At 72.2% G+C, this 17,993-nt stretch carries 16 protein-coding genes; 8 read left to right on the forward strand and 8 right to left on the reverse strand.

Annotated features, from left to right (window positions below; genetic code table 11):
* The first annotated feature begins 29 nt into the window (after positions 1 to 29).
* The 7 genes from ASG04_RS16155 to ASG04_RS16185 all read left to right on the forward strand — a co-directional run bounded on the left by ASG04_RS16155 (position 30) and on the right by ASG04_RS16185 (position 7,200).
* The gene (locus ASG04_RS16155) at positions 30 to 779 is read left to right on the forward strand and encodes an SDR family NAD(P)-dependent oxidoreductase (RefSeq protein WP_056126700.1); all 750 of its coding nucleotides are present in this window, start codon (positions 30 to 32) and stop codon (positions 777 to 779) included.
* Between the two features lie 165 nt (positions 780 to 944).
* Positions 945 to 3,830: a Na+/H+ antiporter subunit A gene (locus tag ASG04_RS16160; protein WP_056126433.1), complete on the forward strand. Its 2,886-nt coding sequence runs from the start codon at positions 945 to 947 to the stop codon at positions 3,828 to 3,830.
* Positions 3,827 to 4,279 carry a Na(+)/H(+) antiporter subunit C gene (locus ASG04_RS16165; RefSeq protein WP_056126435.1) on the forward strand — a complete coding sequence of 151 codons (453 nt, stop codon included), beginning with the start codon at positions 3,827 to 3,829 and terminating at the stop codon, positions 4,277 to 4,279. The genes ASG04_RS16160 and ASG04_RS16165 overlap by 4 nt, the downstream gene beginning before the upstream one ends.
* Complete coding sequence (locus ASG04_RS16170; protein WP_056126438.1) at positions 4,276 to 5,943, forward strand: Na+/H+ antiporter subunit D; 1,668 nt, start codon at positions 4,276 to 4,278, stop codon at positions 5,941 to 5,943. The genes ASG04_RS16165 and ASG04_RS16170 overlap by 4 nt, the downstream gene beginning before the upstream one ends.
* Positions 5,940 to 6,524 (forward strand): Na+/H+ antiporter subunit E, encoded by a 585-nt coding sequence (locus ASG04_RS16175; RefSeq protein ID WP_056126440.1) that lies wholly within the window; start codon positions 5,940 to 5,942, stop codon positions 6,522 to 6,524. The genes ASG04_RS16170 and ASG04_RS16175 overlap by 4 nt, the downstream gene beginning before the upstream one ends.
* Complete coding sequence (locus ASG04_RS16180; RefSeq protein WP_181437045.1) at positions 6,521 to 6,850, forward strand: sodium:proton antiporter; 330 nt, start codon at positions 6,521 to 6,523, stop codon at positions 6,848 to 6,850. The genes ASG04_RS16175 and ASG04_RS16180 overlap by 4 nt, the downstream gene beginning before the upstream one ends.
* Positions 6,847 to 7,200: a cation:proton antiporter gene (locus ASG04_RS16185; protein ID WP_082518309.1), complete on the forward strand. Its 354-nt coding sequence runs from the start codon at positions 6,847 to 6,849 to the stop codon at positions 7,198 to 7,200. The genes ASG04_RS16180 and ASG04_RS16185 overlap by 4 nt, the downstream gene beginning before the upstream one ends.
* Before the next feature lie 273 nt (positions 7,201 to 7,473).
* Here the strand turns inward: ASG04_RS16185 and ASG04_RS16190 are convergent, their stop codons facing one another.
* The 6 genes from ASG04_RS16190 to ASG04_RS16215 form a co-directional block, all read right to left on the reverse strand.
* Positions 7,474 to 8,697, reverse strand: a complete 1,224-nt coding sequence (locus ASG04_RS16190) for an MFS transporter (RefSeq protein ID WP_056126442.1) — start codon at positions 8,695 to 8,697, stop codon at positions 7,474 to 7,476.
* Positions 8,698 to 8,836: 139 nt separating this feature from the next.
* A complete protein-coding gene (locus ASG04_RS16195) occupies positions 8,837 to 10,042 on the reverse strand; it encodes an acyl-CoA dehydrogenase family protein (RefSeq protein WP_056126444.1) in 1,206 nt (401 codons plus the stop codon).
* The gene (locus tag ASG04_RS16200) at positions 10,039 to 11,790 is read right to left on the reverse strand and encodes a dipeptide ABC transporter ATP-binding protein (protein ID WP_235515576.1); all 1,752 of its coding nucleotides are present in this window, start codon (positions 11,788 to 11,790) and stop codon (positions 10,039 to 10,041) included. Before ASG04_RS16200 ends, ASG04_RS16195 begins: the two co-directional genes overlap by 4 nt.
* Positions 11,787 to 12,695: an ABC transporter permease gene (locus ASG04_RS16205; protein ID WP_082518311.1), complete on the reverse strand. Its 909-nt coding sequence runs from the start codon at positions 12,693 to 12,695 to the stop codon at positions 11,787 to 11,789. Before ASG04_RS16205 ends, ASG04_RS16200 begins: the two co-directional genes overlap by 4 nt.
* A 61-nt stretch (positions 12,696 to 12,756) precedes the next feature.
* Positions 12,757 to 13,695 carry an ABC transporter permease gene (locus tag ASG04_RS16210; RefSeq protein ID WP_056126446.1) on the reverse strand — a complete coding sequence of 313 codons (939 nt, stop codon included), beginning with the start codon at positions 13,693 to 13,695 and terminating at the stop codon, positions 12,757 to 12,759.
* A complete protein-coding gene (locus tag ASG04_RS16215) occupies positions 13,695 to 15,386 on the reverse strand; it encodes an ABC transporter substrate-binding protein (protein WP_056126708.1) in 1,692 nt (563 codons plus the stop codon). Before ASG04_RS16215 ends, ASG04_RS16210 begins: the two co-directional genes overlap by 1 nt.
* A 178-nt stretch (positions 15,387 to 15,564) precedes the next feature.
* On the opposite strand from ASG04_RS16215, the gene ASG04_RS16220 reads away from it, so the two are divergent.
* Positions 15,565 to 16,602 carry an aldo/keto reductase gene (locus tag ASG04_RS16220; RefSeq protein WP_056126448.1) on the forward strand — a complete coding sequence of 346 codons (1,038 nt, stop codon included), beginning with the start codon at positions 15,565 to 15,567 and terminating at the stop codon, positions 16,600 to 16,602.
* An 88-nt stretch (positions 16,603 to 16,690) separates the two neighbouring features.
* Here the strand turns inward: ASG04_RS16220 and ASG04_RS17520 are convergent, their stop codons facing one another.
* Both ASG04_RS17520 and mgrA read right to left on the reverse strand, forming a co-directional pair.
* Positions 16,691 to 16,927 carry a hypothetical protein gene (locus tag ASG04_RS17520; protein ID WP_156463720.1) on the reverse strand — a complete coding sequence of 79 codons (237 nt, stop codon included), beginning with the start codon at positions 16,925 to 16,927 and terminating at the stop codon, positions 16,691 to 16,693.
* 20 nt (positions 16,928 to 16,947) lie between these two features.
* The gene (mgrA, locus tag ASG04_RS16225; RefSeq protein WP_056126709.1) at positions 16,948 to 17,991 is read right to left on the reverse strand and encodes an L-glyceraldehyde 3-phosphate reductase; all 1,044 of its coding nucleotides are present in this window, start codon (positions 17,989 to 17,991) and stop codon (positions 16,948 to 16,950) included.
* Positions 17,992 to 17,993 lie beyond the last annotated feature (2 nt).

Genomic DNA, 17,993 nt, shown 5'->3' on the forward strand with positions numbered 1-17,993 from the left:
CGACGTCCGCCGGCCGGACAGGAGCGACGATGCACCTCGACCTCGGCGACCGCGTGGTCGTCATCACCGGAGCCGGCCGCGGGATCGGGAGCGTGCTCGCTGAGCGCTTCCGGGCGGAGGGCGCGCGGGTCGTGGCGCTCGACCTGGCCTTCGACGGACCGGACGACCCCGACCGGGTCGTCTGCAACGTCGCGGACCCGGAGTCGGTCGCCGCTGCCGTGGCGACCGTCGTCGAGCGCCACGGCACGGTCGACGCGCTCGTGAACAACGCCGGCATCAACGTCGACGGTCTGGTGGCGGACCTGTCGTGGCCGGACTGGCAGCGGTGCATGGACGTCAACCTGGGCGGGACGTTCCTGATGAGCCAGGCGGTGGCCCCGGTGATGCAGCGGGCGGGGCGCGGCCGGATCATCAACGCGGCGTCGTTCGCGGCGATCGTGCCGAGCGTGGGGAGTGCGGCCTACGCGGCCTCGAAGTCGGCGGTCGTCGCCTTCACACGGGTGCTGGCATCGGAGCTCGGGCCGTGGGGCATCACGGTCAACGCGTACGCGCCCGGGATGGTGCCGACGGCGATGAACGGCTTCGCGACGATGTCGACCGAGGCCCAGGACCGGCTGCTCGACACGCTGTCGCTGCGGCGGTGGGAGACCCCGGACGACGTGGCCGACCTGCTCGTGTTCCTGGCGAGCGACGCGTCGGCGTACATCACGGGGACGCTGCTCGACGTGTCCGGCGGCAAGCTCGCGACGCAGATCCCGTCCCGCGCGCACGGGCGGTAGCGGCGCCGCCGGACAGGGTGCGGCCGGTGCGGGCAGAGTGGTGCTCGCAGTCTGACCCGCGGTCGGGCATCCTGTCCGGCCGCTCAGGTTCTGCCCATCCGGCTCTCGGTAGCCTGGGAGCCACCCAGAGCCGGACTCGAACGCCCGACCCCGAGGAGGCGCCCCATGGTCACCGTCCTCGTCGCGTTCGCCGTCGTCGCACTGCTCGTACCGGCACTGACGCCGCTGCTCGGTCGCCGCGTGTTCTTCGTCGCCGCGGTTCCCCCGGTGGCTGCCGCCGTGCTGACGGTCACCCAGACCGACCGCGCACTGCACAGCGGCGTCACCGAGTCGTTCTCGTGGATCCCACAGCTCGACCTGGCGATCGCCCTGCGTGTCGACGCCCTCTCGTGGGTGCTCGCGCTCGTGGTGTCGGTCGTCGGCGCGCTCGTGCTCGTCTACTGCGCGTCGTACTTCGGCGACGACGAACCCGGACTCGGTCGGTTCGCCGGGGTCCTGACGGCGTTCGCGGGGTCGATGTACGGCCTGGTCATCGCCGACGACGTCATCGTGCTGTTCGTGATGTGGGAAGCGACCACGGTCTTCTCGTACCTGCTCATCGGCCACGACGCCGCCAAGCGCGCCAGTCGGGCCGCGGCGATGCAGGCACTCGTCGTCACGACCGCCGGCGGTCTGGCGATGCTCGCGGGCCTGGTCATGCTGTCGGTCACCGCAGGCACGACGCAGCTCTCCGCGATCGTCGCGCAGGCACCGACCGGCACCGTCGTCACGGTCTCGGTGGTGCTCGTCCTGGTCGGCGCGCTGACGAAGTCCGCGATCGTCCCCTTCCACTTCTGGCTCCCCGCGGCGATGGCGGCCCCGACCCCGGTCAGCGCGTACCTGCACGCCGCGGCGATGGTGAAGGCCGGCATCTACCTCGTGGCCCGCCTGGCACCGGCGTTCGCGCTGCTCGACGGCTGGCGCGAGACCATCACCGTGCTCGGGGTGCTCGGCATGCTCGTCGGCGGGTACCGGGCACTGCGCCAGACCGACCTCAAGCTGCTGCTGGCCTACGGCACCGTCGCGCAGCTCGGCTTCCTGGTGCTCGCCGCCGGGTGGGGCGCACCCGCGGTGGCCCTGGGCGGGATCGCGCTGCTCGTCGCGCACGCCACCTTCAAGTCCACGCTCTTCCTGGTCGTCGGCACGGTCGACCACGTCACCGGCACGCGCGACCTGGCCCGACTCAGTGGGCTCGGGCGGCGGATGCCGTGGCTCGCGACGGTCGCCGTCCTGGCCCTGGTCTCGATGGCCGGCATCCCGCCCACCATCGGCTTCGTCGCGAAGGAAGCCGTGCTCACCGGCTTCCTCGAGGCCCTGCACGGCCCGGACGCCGCATGGGCGTGGGTCGCCCTGGTCGGGGTCACGGTCGGGTCGGTCCTGACCGCGGCGTACTCGCTCCGCTTCTTCTGGGGCACCTTCGCGACCAAGCGCGGGGTGGAGCAGACCGAGCCGCACGCCCTGCACGGTCTCGGTGTCGTGCCGTCCGTCCTCGGCCTGACCGGACTCGCACTGGGGCTCCTGACCCCGCTCGTCGCGCACGGCATCGAGCCCGCGGCCACCGCGTCGTCGCTGCCGGGCGACGAACCCGTCCCCCACCTGGCGCTCTGGCACGGGCTCGAGCCCGCCCTCGGCATCTCCGCGCTCACCCTGCTCGGGGGCGTAGCGCTCTTCGCCGCTCGCGTGCGCGTCGAGGCCGTCCAGCACCGGCTCGCCGGGTCCCCGAGCGCGGCCGGTACCTACCGACGCCTGATGCGCGGGCTCGACCGCGGCGCGACGACCCTCACCGCCAACCTGCAGCGCGGTTCGCTCCCCTACTACCTGACGGTGATCCTGTCGGTGTTCGTCGCCGGGGCGCTCGCCAACCTGGTCGTCGGCGGTCCGTGGCAGTTCCACGTGCGCTTCGCCGACTCGTGGGGGCAGATCCCGGTCGTCGTCGTGATGGCCGTCGCCGCGGTCGCCGTCACGGCCGCCAAGACCCGGTTCGCCGCCGCGGTGCTGGTCGGCGTCACCGGCTACGGCATGTCCGTGCTGTTCGTCCTGCACGGGGCGGTCGACCTGGCGCTCACGCAGCTCGTCGTCGAGACCGTCACGCTCATCGCCGTCGTGCTGGTGCTCCGGCGCCTCCCCCCGCGGATCAACACCGCGAACCCCTCGCGCTTCCGGGTCCTCCGCGCGCTGTTCGCCGGGCTGGCAGGGCTGACCCTGGCCATCGTGGTCGTGGTCTCCGCCTCGGCACGCACCGCCACCCCGATCTGGCCGGACATCCCGGCGCTGACCAGCTCGTTCGGGCACGGGCTCAACGTCGTCAACGTCGCCCTCGTCGACCTACGCGGCTGGGACACCCTCGGCGAGCTCACCGTCGTCGTCGCCGCGGCCACCGGCGTGGCGAGCCTGATCTTCGTCAACTCGCGCGAGGACACCCTGCCCCGGCTGCGCGACCGGTCCCCCGGTGCCGACGAGCGGACGGACGGTGAGCCGCGCGCCTGGTTGCCGACCAGCGCGGCCCTGCCCACCGGTCGCTCCGCGCTGCTCGACGTGGTCGTCCGACTGCTGTTCCACGGGCTGGTCGTGCTCTCCCTGTACCTGCTCTTCGCTGGGCACAACGCGGCCGGCGGTGGGTTCGCGGGCGGGCTCGTCGCGGGGATCGCCCTTGCCGCCCGCTACCTGGCCGGCGGCGCGGCCGAGCTCGGCGCCGCCGCTCCCGTCCGCGCCGGGCGACTGCTCGGCCTGGGGGTCGCCACGGCCGCCGTCACCGCCATCGTCCCGCTGTTCTTCGGCAAGGACGCGCTGTACTCCGAGTTCTTCGAGGCCACGGTCCCGGTGCTCGGGCACGTGGAGTTCGTCACGGCGACGTTCTTCGACATCGGGGTCTACCTGGTGGTCGTCGGGCTCGTGCTCGACGTGCTGCGGAGCCTGGGTGCCGAGGTCGACCGGCAGCGGCTCGAGGACTCCCGCGTACCGACCCGCGACACCATCGAAGCCGGCCGTGACCAGGAAGAGGTCTCCGCATGACCGTCACCCTCGTCCTCGTCATCGCGATGGCCGTGCTCTTCTCGTGCGGCGTGTACCTGCTGCTCGAACGCTCCCTGACCCGGATGCTGCTCGGCTTCCTGCTGCTCGGCAACGCGCTCAACCTGCTGCTGCTGGTGATGTCCGGCGCCGCGGGGAACCCGCCGATCGGCAAGTCCGCCGAGGGCATCACGGACCCGCTCCCGCAGGCGTTCGCCCTGACCGCCATCGTGATCACGTTCGCCGTCAGCGCCTTCCTGCTCGCGCTGATCCACCGCTCGTGGACGCTGTCACGCGCCGACGAGGTCGAGGTGGACGAGGCCGACGTCGCGATCCGCCGGGACCGCTCGCGCGCCGAGCACGACGACCCCGAGACGGACACCGACCCCGAGTCCGACGACGGCCACGAGCGCCACCACGAACCGCACGCCGAGCGAGAGGAACGCCGATGACCTTCCTCGCGCCCCTGCTGGTCCTCGTCCCGCTGCTCGGTGCCGCCGTCGCGCTCGGCCTGCTCCGACACCAGAAGCTCCAGCGCGCGATCACCGTCGCCGTCCTGGTCATCGCACTCGCGGTCGCGGCGACGCTCATGGTGCTCGTCGACCAGCACGGCACGATCGTGGTGCAGGTCGGCGGCTGGCAGGCCCCGTACGGCATCTCACTCGTCGTCGACCGGCTGAGCGCCCTGTTGCTGACCGTCTCCGCGAGCGTGCTGCTGCTGGTGCTGCTGTTCTCGATCGGACAGGGCTTGGCCGCTGACGACGGCGAGGCCCCGGTCACGATCTTCTACCCGACCTACCTGGTGCTGGCCGCCGGCGTGCTCGACTCGTTCATCGCCGGCGACCTGTTCAACCTGTACGTCGCGTTCGAGATGCTCCTGGTGGCCAGCTACGTGCTCATCACCCTCGGCGGCAGCGAGCAGCGCGTCCGGGCCGGAACGACGTACATCGTGACGAGCCTGATCGCGTCGGCGCTGTTCCTGTCGGCGATCGGCCTGGTCTACGGGGCGACGGGCACCGTCAACATCGCCCAGATCAGCGAGCGGATGGCCGGGCTGCCCGAGCACGTGCAGCTCCTGTTGCACACGATGCTGCTCATCGGGTTCGGCATCAAGGCCGCCGTCTTCCCGCTGGCGTTCTGGCTGCCCGACTCGTACCCGACCGCCCCGGCGCCGGTCACCGCGGTCTTCGCGGGACTGCTGACGAAGGTCGGCATCTACGCGATCATCCGCCTCGAGACCATCATCTTCCCGCGCCCGCAGCTCAACACCGTGCTGCTCGTGGTCGCCGCGCTGACGATGGTCGTCGGGGTGCTCGGTGCGGTGTCGCAGACCGACGTCAAACGGCTGCTGTCGTTCACGCTCATCAGTCACATCGGCTTCATGGTGATGGGCATCGGCCTCGGGACGGTCGCGGGCACGGCCGCCGCGGTGTTCTACACGGTGCACCACATCGTCGTGCAGACCACGCTGTTCCTGGTGTCGGGGTTGATGGAACGGGTCGGTGGCACCACGTCGACCCGGTCCCTCGGCGGCCTGCTCAAGGCCACGCCCCTGCTCGCGGCACTCTTCCTGGTGCCGGCGTTCAACCTCGGTGGCATCCCGCCCTTCTCCGGCTTCATCGGCAAGCTCGGCCTGTTCCGCGCCGCCGCCGAGTCGGGCAGTCCGATGGCGTACGTGACCATCGGCGCCGGCGTCGTGACCTCGCTGCTCACCCTCTACGCGCTCATGCGGGTGTGGGACGCCGCGTTCTGGCGTCCGAAGCCCGCCGCCGAGGCGGCGGCGCCGCACGCCTCGGTCGCCGAGCCACACGAGCACCTGCGCGCGCCGGAACCGGCGCCGGTCACGCGGTCGGAGGCCGACGGCAGTGTCGTCGCGGGAGGCACGGTGACCGTCACCGACGCTGCCCCGGTGAGCGGGGCCTCCCGGCCGTCACTCGGGACCGGCGAGAAGGTGCGCCTGCCGCGCATGCTGGTCGGCGTGACGACGGTCGCGGTCCTCGGTTCGGTGGCGCTGACGGTGGTCGCCGGACCGCTCTACGGCTACGCGACCCGTGCTGCGGCCTCGCTCGAGTCGCCCGCCTCCTACGTCCAGGCCGTCCTCGGGAGCGCACCGTGACCGACGACACCCGACGCATCAGCCGTGCGCGACGCATCGTCGTCGCCTGGCGCTACGAGGTGCCGCTCGGCATCGGCCTGACCGTGCTCTGGGCGCTGCTGTGGGGATCGTGGACGCCCCTGACGCTGCTGTGCGGGGTCGTCGTCGCGCTGCTCGTGACGCAGGCCCTGCCGCTCCCGCCGGTGCCGCTGTCGCCGCGGTTCTCGATCCCGCACGCGTTGCGGTTCCTGGTCGTCTGGACCGGGCTCGTCATCGCGGCGTCCTTCAAGGTCGCGTGGGTGGCGTTCCGGCCACGCGGGGTGCGGCGCAGCTCGATCGTCCTCGTGCAGCTGCACACCACGTCCGAGATGACGTTCACGCTCGCGACCCTGGCGATCTCGCTGGTGCCGGGCTCGTACGTCGCCGACGTCGACCTGCACCGGCGGCGACTGCTGCTGCACGTGCTGGACACCGAGCGGCAGGAACAGGTCGACAGCGAGAAGCAGATGGCCCTGCGCATCGACGCCCTGGTGATCCGCGCCCTCGGGTCGAAGCAGGACGTGCGCGAACTGTCCGACCCGGTGCCGGAGGTGACACGGTGAACGCCGGCCTGATCGTGATGGGGATCGGTGTCGCGCTCGTGCTCGCGCTCCTCGGGGCGACCCTCGTGCTGGCCGTGTTCCGGATCGTCCGTGGTCCGACGATCCTCGACCGGATGATCGGCTCCGACCTCGTGCTGACCACCGTGCTCGTGGTGATCGCCGTCGCGATGGCCGTCCGTCGCGACCTCACCGCCATTCCCGTGCTCGTGGTGATCGCGGCGACGAGCGTCTTCGCCACGGTGGCCGTGGCCCGCGCGGTCACGCCCTCGTCCGACCCGTCCGACGAGGGCACCGACGTGACCACCCCGGAACGGAGCGAGTCGTGACCGAGGTCCTGCAGTCCTTCATCGACACCGCGGGCGTCCGGGCGTGGATCGCGCTCGTCCTGCTGCTGGTCGCGGCGGTGCTCTCCCTGGGCGCGGCGGTCGGGATCGTCCGTTTCCCCGACCCGCTGGTCCGACTGCACGCCATGGCCAAGCCGCAGGTGCTCGGGCTCGCACTCGCCCTCGCGGCGATCGTCGTCGCCGTCGGCACCTGGACGGCGTTCTGGGTCGTGCTGCCGATCATGGTGTTCCAGCTGTTCCTGGTGCCGGTGTCGACGCACATGATCGCGCGGGCGGGTGTCCGGTCGGGCGAGTACCGCCACGAGGACCTGCTGGTCGACGACACCGAGTAGGCGCGGCGGGGGCGCGGTCGCGGCGCGGCGCGGTCACGGCGGCGCACGGTGCGAGGTTGGGGTCGCGCACGGTGCGAGGTTGCGCGCCGGTGCGAGGTTGACCGCCTGGTGACGAGCAACAACCTGCCACCAGACACACAACCGCGCACGGGCCACCAACCACGCACCGTGCGGAACGGCCAACGACGCACCGGCCGACGAACCGCGCACCGTGCGAGACGCGACGAGCCGGACGGGAGGCCCGTGGCTGCGCCGCCACGGGCCTCCCGTGCGTCAGACGGTCGCGTCGCGGCGCGTGAGCAGCAGGTTGACGACGGCGGCGAGCACCACGATGCCGGCTGACAGGGCTGGGAAGAGCATCGCTGCCCCGGTGCCGGCGGACTCCGCGACCTCGCCGACGACTGCGGACGTGAGCGACTGCCCGACGATCACGGCGGACCCGAGGATCGTCATGGTCGTCGCGGACCGGCCGACCGGGGAGCGGTCCGACCCCAGGCTGTACTGCGCGACCAGCGTGGGGCCGATGCCGATGCCCATCACGGCCAGGACGATGCCGACGGCGAGCACCGAGTCCGCCGACGCGAAGGCGATCGCACCCCCGAGCAGCACGACGCCGAACACGAGCCAGCGCCACCCGACGCCGAACGACCGCGGGAAGAACGCCGAGCCGAGTGCGAGTCCGGCGGAACCGATGCCCATCACGCCGTAGAGCAGCCCGGCCTGCGAGGACTCACCATGGGTCCCCATGAACGCGGTCAACGAGGTCAGCGTCGACCCGAAGAAGAAGCCGATCCCGAGGATGCCGACCACGACGACGACCAGCCGCGGGCGGAGCAGCTGTCGGGCCGGGGCCTGCGGGGCGTCGTCGCGGTGTCCGAGCGACAGGCGGCCCGTCGGGTGCAGCGCGAACGCCGTGACGAACACGAACGTCAGCGCCGAGGCACCGGCGACGGCGACCCACGGGGCGATCGCGCTCGCGAGCAGTCCGACCAGGAACGGCCCGATGATGAACACCGTCTCGTCCGCGGCCGACTCGTACGCCATCGTGCCGGACAGGACCCGCTCGTGGCGGTCCTTCGTCATGCGCTGGCGGACGATCGCGACGAGTCGTGTGCGGGACATCGGGGCGACCTGCGGCGCGGACGCCCCGATCAGGAAGGAGAGCGCCAGCACGGCGAGGTCCGGCGCGACGCTCTGCACGACCAGGGGGAAGACGCCGAGCAGCGCAGCGTTCGCCAGGCCGACAGGTACCAGGACCTTCCGCTGGCCGAGCCGGTCGGCCGCGGCACCGACCATCGGGCCGAAGACGGCCGAGCCGATGCCGACGAAGGCGGAGTTGATCCCACCCAGCGCGACGGAGTCCCGCGAGGCGACGACGAGCGTCAGGACCCCGACGACCATCATCGCGAAGGGGAGCCGCGCGATGAACGCGATCGGGAAGTAGGACCGTCCGGCGAGGGCGATCAGCGAAGCGTCAGAGGAACGCGCTTGGAGCATGTCGAGGTGTGCCTTCTCGGCCCGCGGCTGTCCGGCGGACCCATCGGGTGCCGCCGCTGTCCGCCGAGGTGCGGCGGCCGGTAGATACACACTTGCTGCGGACCAGAGTACCAGCGGCCGTCCGCCGCGCGACCGGGCGTCAGCGCGCCTCGCCCGTTGCCCAGAAGTACGTCAGGGGTGCGCCGTTCACCAGGTGGTCGCCGATCACGCGCTGCTGGAACACGACCGGGTTGTGCGAGGACAGCGTCCGCGCGTTCCGCCAGTGCCGGTCGAGCGCCCGGTCGCGGTCGGTCGCGCTCGCCCCGCCGACCTCGAACAGGGTGGTCGTCGCCCGGAGCGCCGCCTCGACCACGGTCGACTGCAGCGCGATCGTCCGGAGCTCGGCCGCGTCGATGCGCTCGCCCGTGTCGGGCGCGTCCGAGACGACCGCGTCGTGGGCGTCGTCGATGGCGGCGGCCGCGCTGAGCACGAGCGCCTCGGCGGCCACGGCGTCCGCCGCGATCCGACCGACCACGGACTGCACGAGCGGGTCCGACGCGGCGGTCGCTCCGACCCCGTGCTGGTAGTGCCGGGTCCGGGTGCGCACGAAGTCGGCGGCGTCCCGGGCGGCAGCGGCGGCGACCCCCGCGAGCGACGCCAGCAGCACGGTCTGCAGGAACGCGGGCAGCACCGTGCGTCGTTCGGCGCGCTCGGGTCGGAGCTGCCAGAGCTCCACCCGGACGCCGTCGAACCGGGTGGTCCCGCTGCCGGTGAGCTGCTGGCCGAACCCGTTCCAGTCGTCGCGGACCTGGACGCCGGGGTCGTCGACCCGCAGGGTGACCCCGACCGTGTGACCGTCCGGCGTCCGCGCGGTGACCGTGGTCCAGTCGGCGAAGATCGTGCCCGTGCTGTAGTGCTTCTCGCCGTGCAGCCGCCAGCCGTCGCCGTCCGGCACGAGGTGCGTCGCGAGGGACCCGACGCCGGCACTGCTCCGCTCGTGGCTGGCGTTCCCGACGACCTCGCCGGCGGCGATGCGGGTGAGCCAGTCCTCGCGCCGGACGACGCCCGGGTCGAGCAGCAGCTCCTCGACGAAGGAGAAGTGCGCGCGGAGCAGTTGTGGGATGTTCGAGTCGGCCTCGGCGAGCCGGACGAGCAGCGCGACGAGGTCGCTCACGGTCGCGCCACCACCGCCTGACGCGACGGGGACGGTCACCGCGGTGAACCCGGCGTCGGCGAGCAACCGGACCTGTTCGTGCGGCAGGGTCCGCGACCGCTCACGGTCCACGGCGCCGGCGGCGATGCGCTCGAAGACCGGGGCGAACTGCGCCAGGAGCGACGCACGGGTGGGCAGTGCGGTGGTGGTCATGATTCCTCCTGGAGGGTTCGGGGGTCCCGGTGCACGCTGACGCCGGGGACCGCGTCGAGCAGCCCCTGCGTGTACGGGTCGCTCGGGGAGCGGAAGACCTGGTCGGCCGGCCCCTCCTCGACGACCCGACCGTCGCGCAGGACGAGCACGCGGTCGCTGACGTGGTGGATCACACCGAGGTCGTGGGAGATGAAGAGCGCGGCGGTGCCGTACTCGCGGCGGATGTCGGCGAGCAGGTCGAGGACCTGCGCCTGGACCGAGACGTCGAGCGCACTGACGGCTTCGTCGAGGACGAGCACATCGGGATCGGTGGCGAGTGCCCGGGCGATCGCGACGCGCTGCCGCTGACCGCCGGACAGCGTGAGCGGGTGTCGGCCGGCGAGCGACGGGTCCAGCCCGACACCCTGCAGCAGCGCATCGACCCGTGCCGCGTCCGTGCCGGCAGCGCGGGGCGGACCGGCGGCGTCGACCGCTCGCGCGGACCGCGCGCCGACGAGCGCCGAGCGTACGAGCTCGCCCACGGTGCGTCGCGGGTCGAACGAGGACAGCGGGTCCTGCGACACGGTCGCGATCCGCGGGCGGTCGGCCCGACGGGCACGCTCCGGCAGCGCTGACCACGGCCGCCCCTCGAACAACACCTGCCCCGAGGACGGCGGGGTCAGTGCGAGGGCGATCGCCGCGGTCGTGGACTTGCCGGACCCGGACTCCCCCACGATGCCGAGTGTCTCGCCGGCCCGGAGTTCGAACGACACGTCGTCCACGACGGTGCGCACGACTCCGTCGGGCCCCCGGTACCGCTTGCTGACGTGCGAGACGGACAGCACCACGGAGCCGGCGACCGGGACCGGGCGCGATGCCGGACGCGGCGCGAGCGTCGCCGGCGGTGCGTCCGACAGCCGTGCTCCGGGTGCGTGGGCGGAGGGGATCGCGGCGAGCAGGCGCTTCGTGTAGGCGTGCTGCGGATCGCCGAGGACGGCGGCGACGGACCCCTGCTCGACGACGACGCCGTGCTGCATCACGACGACCTCGTCCGCGAGCTGCTCGACGACGCCGAGGTCGTGGCTGATCAGCACGAGGCCGGTCCCCCCGGCGCGGAGCTCGTCGAGGAGCGCGAGGATCTGCGCCTGCACCGTGGTGTCGAGCGCGGTCGTCGGCTCGTCGGCGATGAGCACCGCGGGGTCGAGGGCGATCGCGGCGGCGATGAGCGCACGCTGCCGCAGCCCGCCGGAGAGCTCGGACGGCAGCTGCCGAGCACGCAGCGACGGCGAGGGGATCCCCACGCGGCCCAGCAGCGAGAGCACCTGCTGCTCACGGGCGGAGCGCGGGCCCACCCCGTGCGCGCGGAGTGCGTCGGCGACGGATGCGCCGACCCTCCGGAGCGGGTCGAGCGAGACGAGGGCGTCCTGCAGGACGTAGCCGACGTCCTTGCCGCGGACCCCGCGCCACGCACGGTCGGACAGGTCGCGCAGGTCGCGACCGCCGAGCGAGAGCGCCGCGGCGGTGGTCGACGACGACGGGCCGTTCAACCCGAGCAACGACCTGGCGGTGACGCTCTTGCCGGAGCCGGACTCGCCGACGATCGCGACGCAGCGGCCTGGTTCGAGCGTGAACGAGACGTCCCGCACGACGGTGCGGTCGCCGAAGGCGACGGAGAGGTCCCGGACCTCGACGAGGGGACCGGTCGGACGAGCGGCACCACCCGACGGGACGGAGGACGTGGCGGACGTGAGCAGGTCAGGAGCGGTCACCGGGGGCCTCCAGGCTGGGTCAGGGTCTGCACGGCGCGACCGACGGCGGTCAGCGACAACGCGAGGAGCACGATCACGACGCCGGGCCAGAAGTCGAGCCACCACGCCTGCTGCAGGTAGTTGCGGCCGGCGTTGAGCATCGCGCCCCACTCCGGAGCGGGTGGCTGGACGCCCATGCCGAGGAACCCGAGGGCCGACGCCCAGACGATCGCCTGCCCGATCCCGAGCGTGACCAGGACGGTGAGCGGCCGGAAGGCGTTCGGCAGCAGGGTGTGGAACAGGACGTGCGCCGAGGAGTGGCCGAGCGCCCGCTCCGACTGCACGTACCCGGCGTTCCGCACGGCGAGCACCTGCCCGCGGACCATCCGGGCGTACCCGGGGACGGTCGCGATGCCGACGGCGAGGATCTGCGTCCCCGCGCTCGAGCCGAACACGGCGATCAGGATGAGCGCGAGCAGGATGCCCGGGAACGCGTAGAGGACCTCGATCACGCGGGTCACGACGGCGTCGACGGCACGACCGCCGAGCCCGCCGAGGACCCCGAGCAGGACGGCTCCGGCGAGCCCGAGCGCGGTGGCGCCGACGCCGATCAGGACGGACTGGCCGGCGCCGTGCACGAGGCGCGAGTACACGTCGCGGCCGGACTGGTCGGTCCCGAAGACGTGCTGCGCGCTGGGAGCGTCGAAGCTCTTGCCGAGGTCGATGGCGAGTGGGTCCTGCGGCGCCAGCAGGGACGGCCAGAGGGCCGCCACCGCGACGAGCGCGATGAAGGCGGCCGCCACCCAGAACGACACGCGTCGCAACGGGTGGGAGGCACGGCGCACCTTCCGCACACCGGCTTCGGCGGGTGCCGGGTCGGGCTGCAGGGCACGGGGTTCGCTGGGTGCGATGGTCGCGGTGGTCATGCTGCGGCTCCGGTCGTGCGGCGTAACTCGGTGGCTGGCAGGGCCGCGATGGTCGTCGGGGTCATGCTGTGGCTCCGGTCGTGCGGCGCAGTCGTGGGTCGACCACGACGTACGCGATGTCGGTGAGGATGTTCGCGACGACGTAGACGAGTGCGACGACGAACGTGATGCCGATGACGAGCGGCAGGTCCTGCGCGCTCACGGCGGTGACGAGGACCTGACCGATGCCCTGTCGGGCGAAGACGACCTCGGCGATGACGGCGCCGGAGACCAGCGAGCCGAGACCCCAGCCGGAGAGCGTGACGCCGGGGAGCGCCGCGTGCCGGAGCACGTACTTCCCGCGGATCGCGTTCTCGGACAGCCCGCGGCTCCGAGCGGACAGGACGAACGGCTGCTGCTGCTTGTCCTCGAACTCGTCGCGGGTCACCTGGCCGAGGAACCCGGCGAGCGGGATCGCGAGGGTGAGTGAAGGCAACACGATGCCGAGCGGGCCCGAGCCGATCACCGGGAACCAGTGCAGCTGCACCGCGAACACCAGCAGCAGCACGAGTCCGAGCCAGAACTGCGGCAGCCCGGCGGCGACGGTCTCGACCACCGAGCCGATCCGGCCGACGATGCCCGGCCGCCCCGCGGTCAGCAGGGTCGAGACGATCGAGAGCACCCAGGCCAGGACGAGCGCGGTCACCGTGAGGGCGAGCGTCGGGCCGATCTGCCCGGCGATGACACTCGTGACGGACTGCTTCAGCGTGTAGGACTCGCCGAAGTCGAGCCGGAACAGGCCTGCGAGGAAGTCGCCGTACTGCCCCAGGAGCGGCCGGTCGAAGCCGTACTGCGCGGTGACCGCGGCGACGGCCTCCTTCGTCGGGTGCGCTGCGGCGCCGCCGAGGATCGCGACGGCGGGGTCGCCGGGGACCGCGTGCTCGAGGAAGAACACGATCGTGCCCACGGCGAGGAGCAGGACCACCGCCTCGACGATGCGTCTGGTGACTCGGATGACCATCACTTGCCTCCGTCGATCAGGTAGGCGTCGGAGAGGACGGGTTCGCCCTCGCTGGGTTCGATCCACACGCCGCTGACGCGGTCGGCGATGCCGAGGCGGGTCTGGATCGGGTAGAGCGGCAGGCTCCAGGCCTTCGACGTCAGGATCTGCTGGGCCTTCGCGTACGCCGTCGCCTGCTTCGCCGGGTCGGTCGTCGCGGTGCCCGCGATGAGCAGCCGGTCGAGTTCGTCGTCGTACGCGAACGCCGAGTTCTGGCCGTTGTCGACGTCGTAGGTCGCCTTCGAGTACTTGATGTACATCACGTGCGGGGTGGGGCTGTTCCAGTAGTTCCCGAGCAGGTCGTACGCCTTCGGGTCGCCCCACACCGCGTTCATCGAGGACGAGTCGAGCGCCTGCAGCACGACCTTGATCCCGACGCGCTTCTCCATCGCCTGGATGTCCTGCAGGATCGTGACGTCCGCCGGCGGGGTCTCCGCGGAGTCCGCGTTGTAGGGCAGCGTCACCGTCAGGGTCTCGCCGTCCTTCGTCCGGTAACCGTCCGCGTCGCGTCCGGTCCAGCCGGCCTCGTCGAGGAGCTGCTTCGCCGCTGCCGGATCGTAGGGGAACGGCTCGTGGTACGCGGCGTCGTAGTGCGGCGTGCCCGAGGAGACGGCGTTGCCCTCGTAGGGGAACACCCCGTTGTAGGCGCTCTCGACGGCCTCTTTCGCGTCGGAGGCGTGCACGAACGCCTGCCGAACCCGGATGTCGCTGAACACGGTGCTCTGCGTGTTGAGGTCGAGGCTGAACGGCGAGCCCGAGTGCACGAACGACTGCAGCTCGATCGACGGGTCCGCCTTCGCCAGCCCCTCGCTCTCCGGCGGCACGTTGAAGATGACGTCCGCCTCGCCGGAGCTCAGCGCGCCGTACCGCGTCGTGTTGTCCTTGAGGAACTTCCACGTGATGCCGTCCAGGTACGCGGGCCCCTGGTGCTTCGCGTCAGCCGGGGCGCTGTTGTACGAGTCGTTCCGGACGAGCTCGACGTCGCGCTCGTGGTTCCACTTCGCGACCTCGAACGGCCCCGTCCCGACCGGCGACTCGCAGTTCGCGGCGAGTCCGCGCGCCATGGCCTTCGGCGACTCCATGCCGAAGAACGCCTGCGACAGGGCGGCCAGGAGCGGCGAGTACGGCCGCTTCAGGGTGATCCGGACGACGTGGTCGCTGATCGCGGTGGCCTTGTCGAAGTACCCGGTCAGGTACAGCAGGTCGGTCGACGACTGCGTCGCCGGGTCGAGGATCTGCGTGAAGTTGTCCACCACCGCCTGGGCGTCGAAGGGGGTGCCATCGGTGAACTCCACGCCCTGCTTCAGTGTGAAGTCGTACTGCGTGCCGTCGTCCGAGATCCTCCAGCTCGACGCCAGCCATGGCTGCACGCTGCCGTCCTCCTGCAGCGACACGAGCGAGTCCAGGTACTGGCGCGCGATGTACGTCTGCGGCATGTCCCCGGAGTTGTGCGGGTCGAGGCAGGTGGGTTCCCGGTCCGTCGCGTAGACGAGTGTGCCGCCGCGGACGGGGCCGGAGTCCCGCGTGGCCGCGGTCGAACCGGCGGAGCAGCCGGCCAGCAGTGCGCCGGCGGCGAGCGCGGCGACCACCGCGACGGTGGTGCGTCGGGTCGGACGGCGGTGGATCGGCCGCCGGGTGTCGGATCGGGTCATGTCGAGGACCGTAGGCACCGCGTCGGCGACGGCGCGACCGTCGCGACACGCGTCGCAACGCAGCGTCACGGGGGGTCGCGGCTCGGGGCACACGCGTCACACGGCGTCACGGAGCCGGCCGTGTCACGGTTCGTCACCGGCGGCCACTGCCGTCCAGAGCACCCATATCGTGGCGCGCATGGAGCAGCGGACGATGGGGCGGACGGGGGCGCCGGTCAGCGCGCTGACGCTCGGGACGCACGCCGTCGCCGGGATCGCGGCACGTGACCTGGACGAGGCCGAGTACCTGGTCCACTCCGCGCTCGAACGCGGCGTCACCGCCGTCGACATGTCGGACGCGGACGGCGGGGGCGCGGCCGAGCGTGCGGTCGGGGCGGCGATCGCCGCACGCCGCGACGAGGTCTTCGTGTCGGTCCGGTTCGGTGACCCGATGGACGACGACCGCGCGCACCGCGGCGCCGGGAGGCGCTGGATGTTCCGCGCCGTCGAGCGGAGCCTGCACCGCCTGGGCACGGACGTGATCGACCTGTACCAACCGGCGCGCCCGGACCCGACGACCTCGCTCGACGAGACCCTCGACGCACTCGCCGACCTGGTGGCGCAGGGCAAGATCCGCAGCTTCGGGATCCCCGGCTTCCCCGCCGAGGAGCTCGTCGAGGCGCAGTGGCTCCGCGCCGGGACGAAGCGCGCCACGGCGACCCACGTGCCCTACTCGCTGCTGACGCGGACGGCAGAGCGCACCGTGCTCCCGGTCGCCCGCAGGTTCGGCCTCGGGGTGCTGGCCGGTTCGCCGCTCGCGGGCGGGTGGCTCGCGGGCGCCTACCGCGCCGGGTCACCGCAGCCTCGTTCACCGCACGCGGCGGCGCAGCCGGAGACCTTCGCCGTGGACAGCCCGGGGAACCGGCACAAGCTCGCGGTCGCCGACCGGCTCGGCCGGCTCGCTGACGAGGCCGGCCTGACCCTGCTCGAGCTCGCCGTGGGCTTCGCGCTCACGCACCCGGACATCGCGTCGGTGGTGGTCGGGCCGCGCACGACCTCGCACGTGGACGCCTACGCGCAGGCGGCCGATGTCGTGCTCGACGACGGGCTGCTCGACGCGGTCGACCTGGTGGTGGCACCGGGCACGCATGTGCTGGAGCGGGACACGGGGTCGCTGTTGCCGGCGCTCTCGCGGGAGCGGCTGCGCGGACGGACCGTCGAGCGGGTGGTCGGCTGAGGCCGACCGGGCACTGGTGGCGGGCCGGAGACGGACAGGAGGTCCGGTGTCAGCTGGCACCGGACCTCCTGTCCGCAGTCGGCGGACGTCAGCGGTAGGCGATCGCGGCGACCGCGTCGTGGGCGACCATGACGGGGACCGCCAGCGTGTGCGGGAGCCGGGCCCCCGCGGCCTCGAGCCCGCAGAGCACGGCGTTCAGCAGCCGGCTCGGGACGACGACGGTGGCGGGGCGGACGGTCGCGGCGACGACGCTCATGATGACTCCTGGGTTGTCGAGCACCTGATCTGGCTCGGTGCGTTCAACATATTGGATGTCAGATGCCATGTCAACCGCGATGTAACCCGTCAGGAGACGTCGCCGGCACGCGCTCCTGCCCACAGGTCGACGTCCGCGATGCCGACGGAGTGCTCGTCGATCGCGCGCAGCTCGTCGTCCGAGAACGTCAGGTCGCCGAGTGCCGCCACGTTGTCCTCGAGCTGTGACACCCGCGATGCCCCGATCACGAGCGAGGTCACTCGCTCGTCGCGGAGTGCCCACGACAGGGCGAGCTGCGCCATGGTCTGCCCACGCGACTCGGCGACGGCGTTGAGCGCGCGCAGGTGCTCGACGACCTCGGGCGTGATGCTCGACGCGTCGAGGGACTTGCCCGCGGCAGCACGCGAGTCGGCCGGCACCCCATCCAGGTACTTGCCCGTCAGGAGCCCCTGCGCGAGCGCGGTGAACCCGATGACGCCGAAGCCCAGCTCGCCGGCGGTGTCGAGCAGCCCCTCGGTCTCGATCCAACGGTTCAGCATCGAGTACGACGGCTGGTGGATCAGCAGCGGCGTGCCGAGGTCGCGCAGGATCGCGGCCGCCTGGCGGGTGCGCTCGGTGTCGTAGGACGAGATGCCGACGTACAGCGCCTTGCCCTGCTGGACGGCGGTGTGCAGCGCGCCCATCGTCTCCTCGAGCGGGGTGGAGGCGTCGAGGCGGTGCGAGTAGAACACGTCCACGTAGTCGAGGCCCATGCGGGTCAGGGACTGGTCGAGCGAGGCGAGCACGTACTTGCGCGACCCGCCGCCCTGCCCGTACGGGCCCGGCCACATGTCCCACCCGGCCTTGGTCGAGATGACCATCTCGTCGCGGTAGGGCGCGAAGTCCTCACGCATCAGGCGGCCGAAGTTCACCTCGGCGGCGCCGTAGGGCGGGCCGTAGTTGTTCGCGAGGTCGTGGTGGGTGATGCCGAGGTCGAACGCACGGCGGCTGACGGCACGCTGCGTCTCGAAGGGCACGTCGTCGCCGAAGTTGTGCCAGTACCCCAGCGAGAGCAGCGGCAGGTCGAGGCCGGAGTGGCCGGTGCGGCGGTACGTCATCGAGTCGTAGCGGTCGTCGCTGGCGATGTAGGTCATGG

The sequence above is a fragment of the Curtobacterium sp. Leaf183 genome, from assembly GCF_001424385.1.
Classification (GTDB): Bacteria; Actinomycetota; Actinomycetes; order Actinomycetales; family Microbacteriaceae; genus Curtobacterium.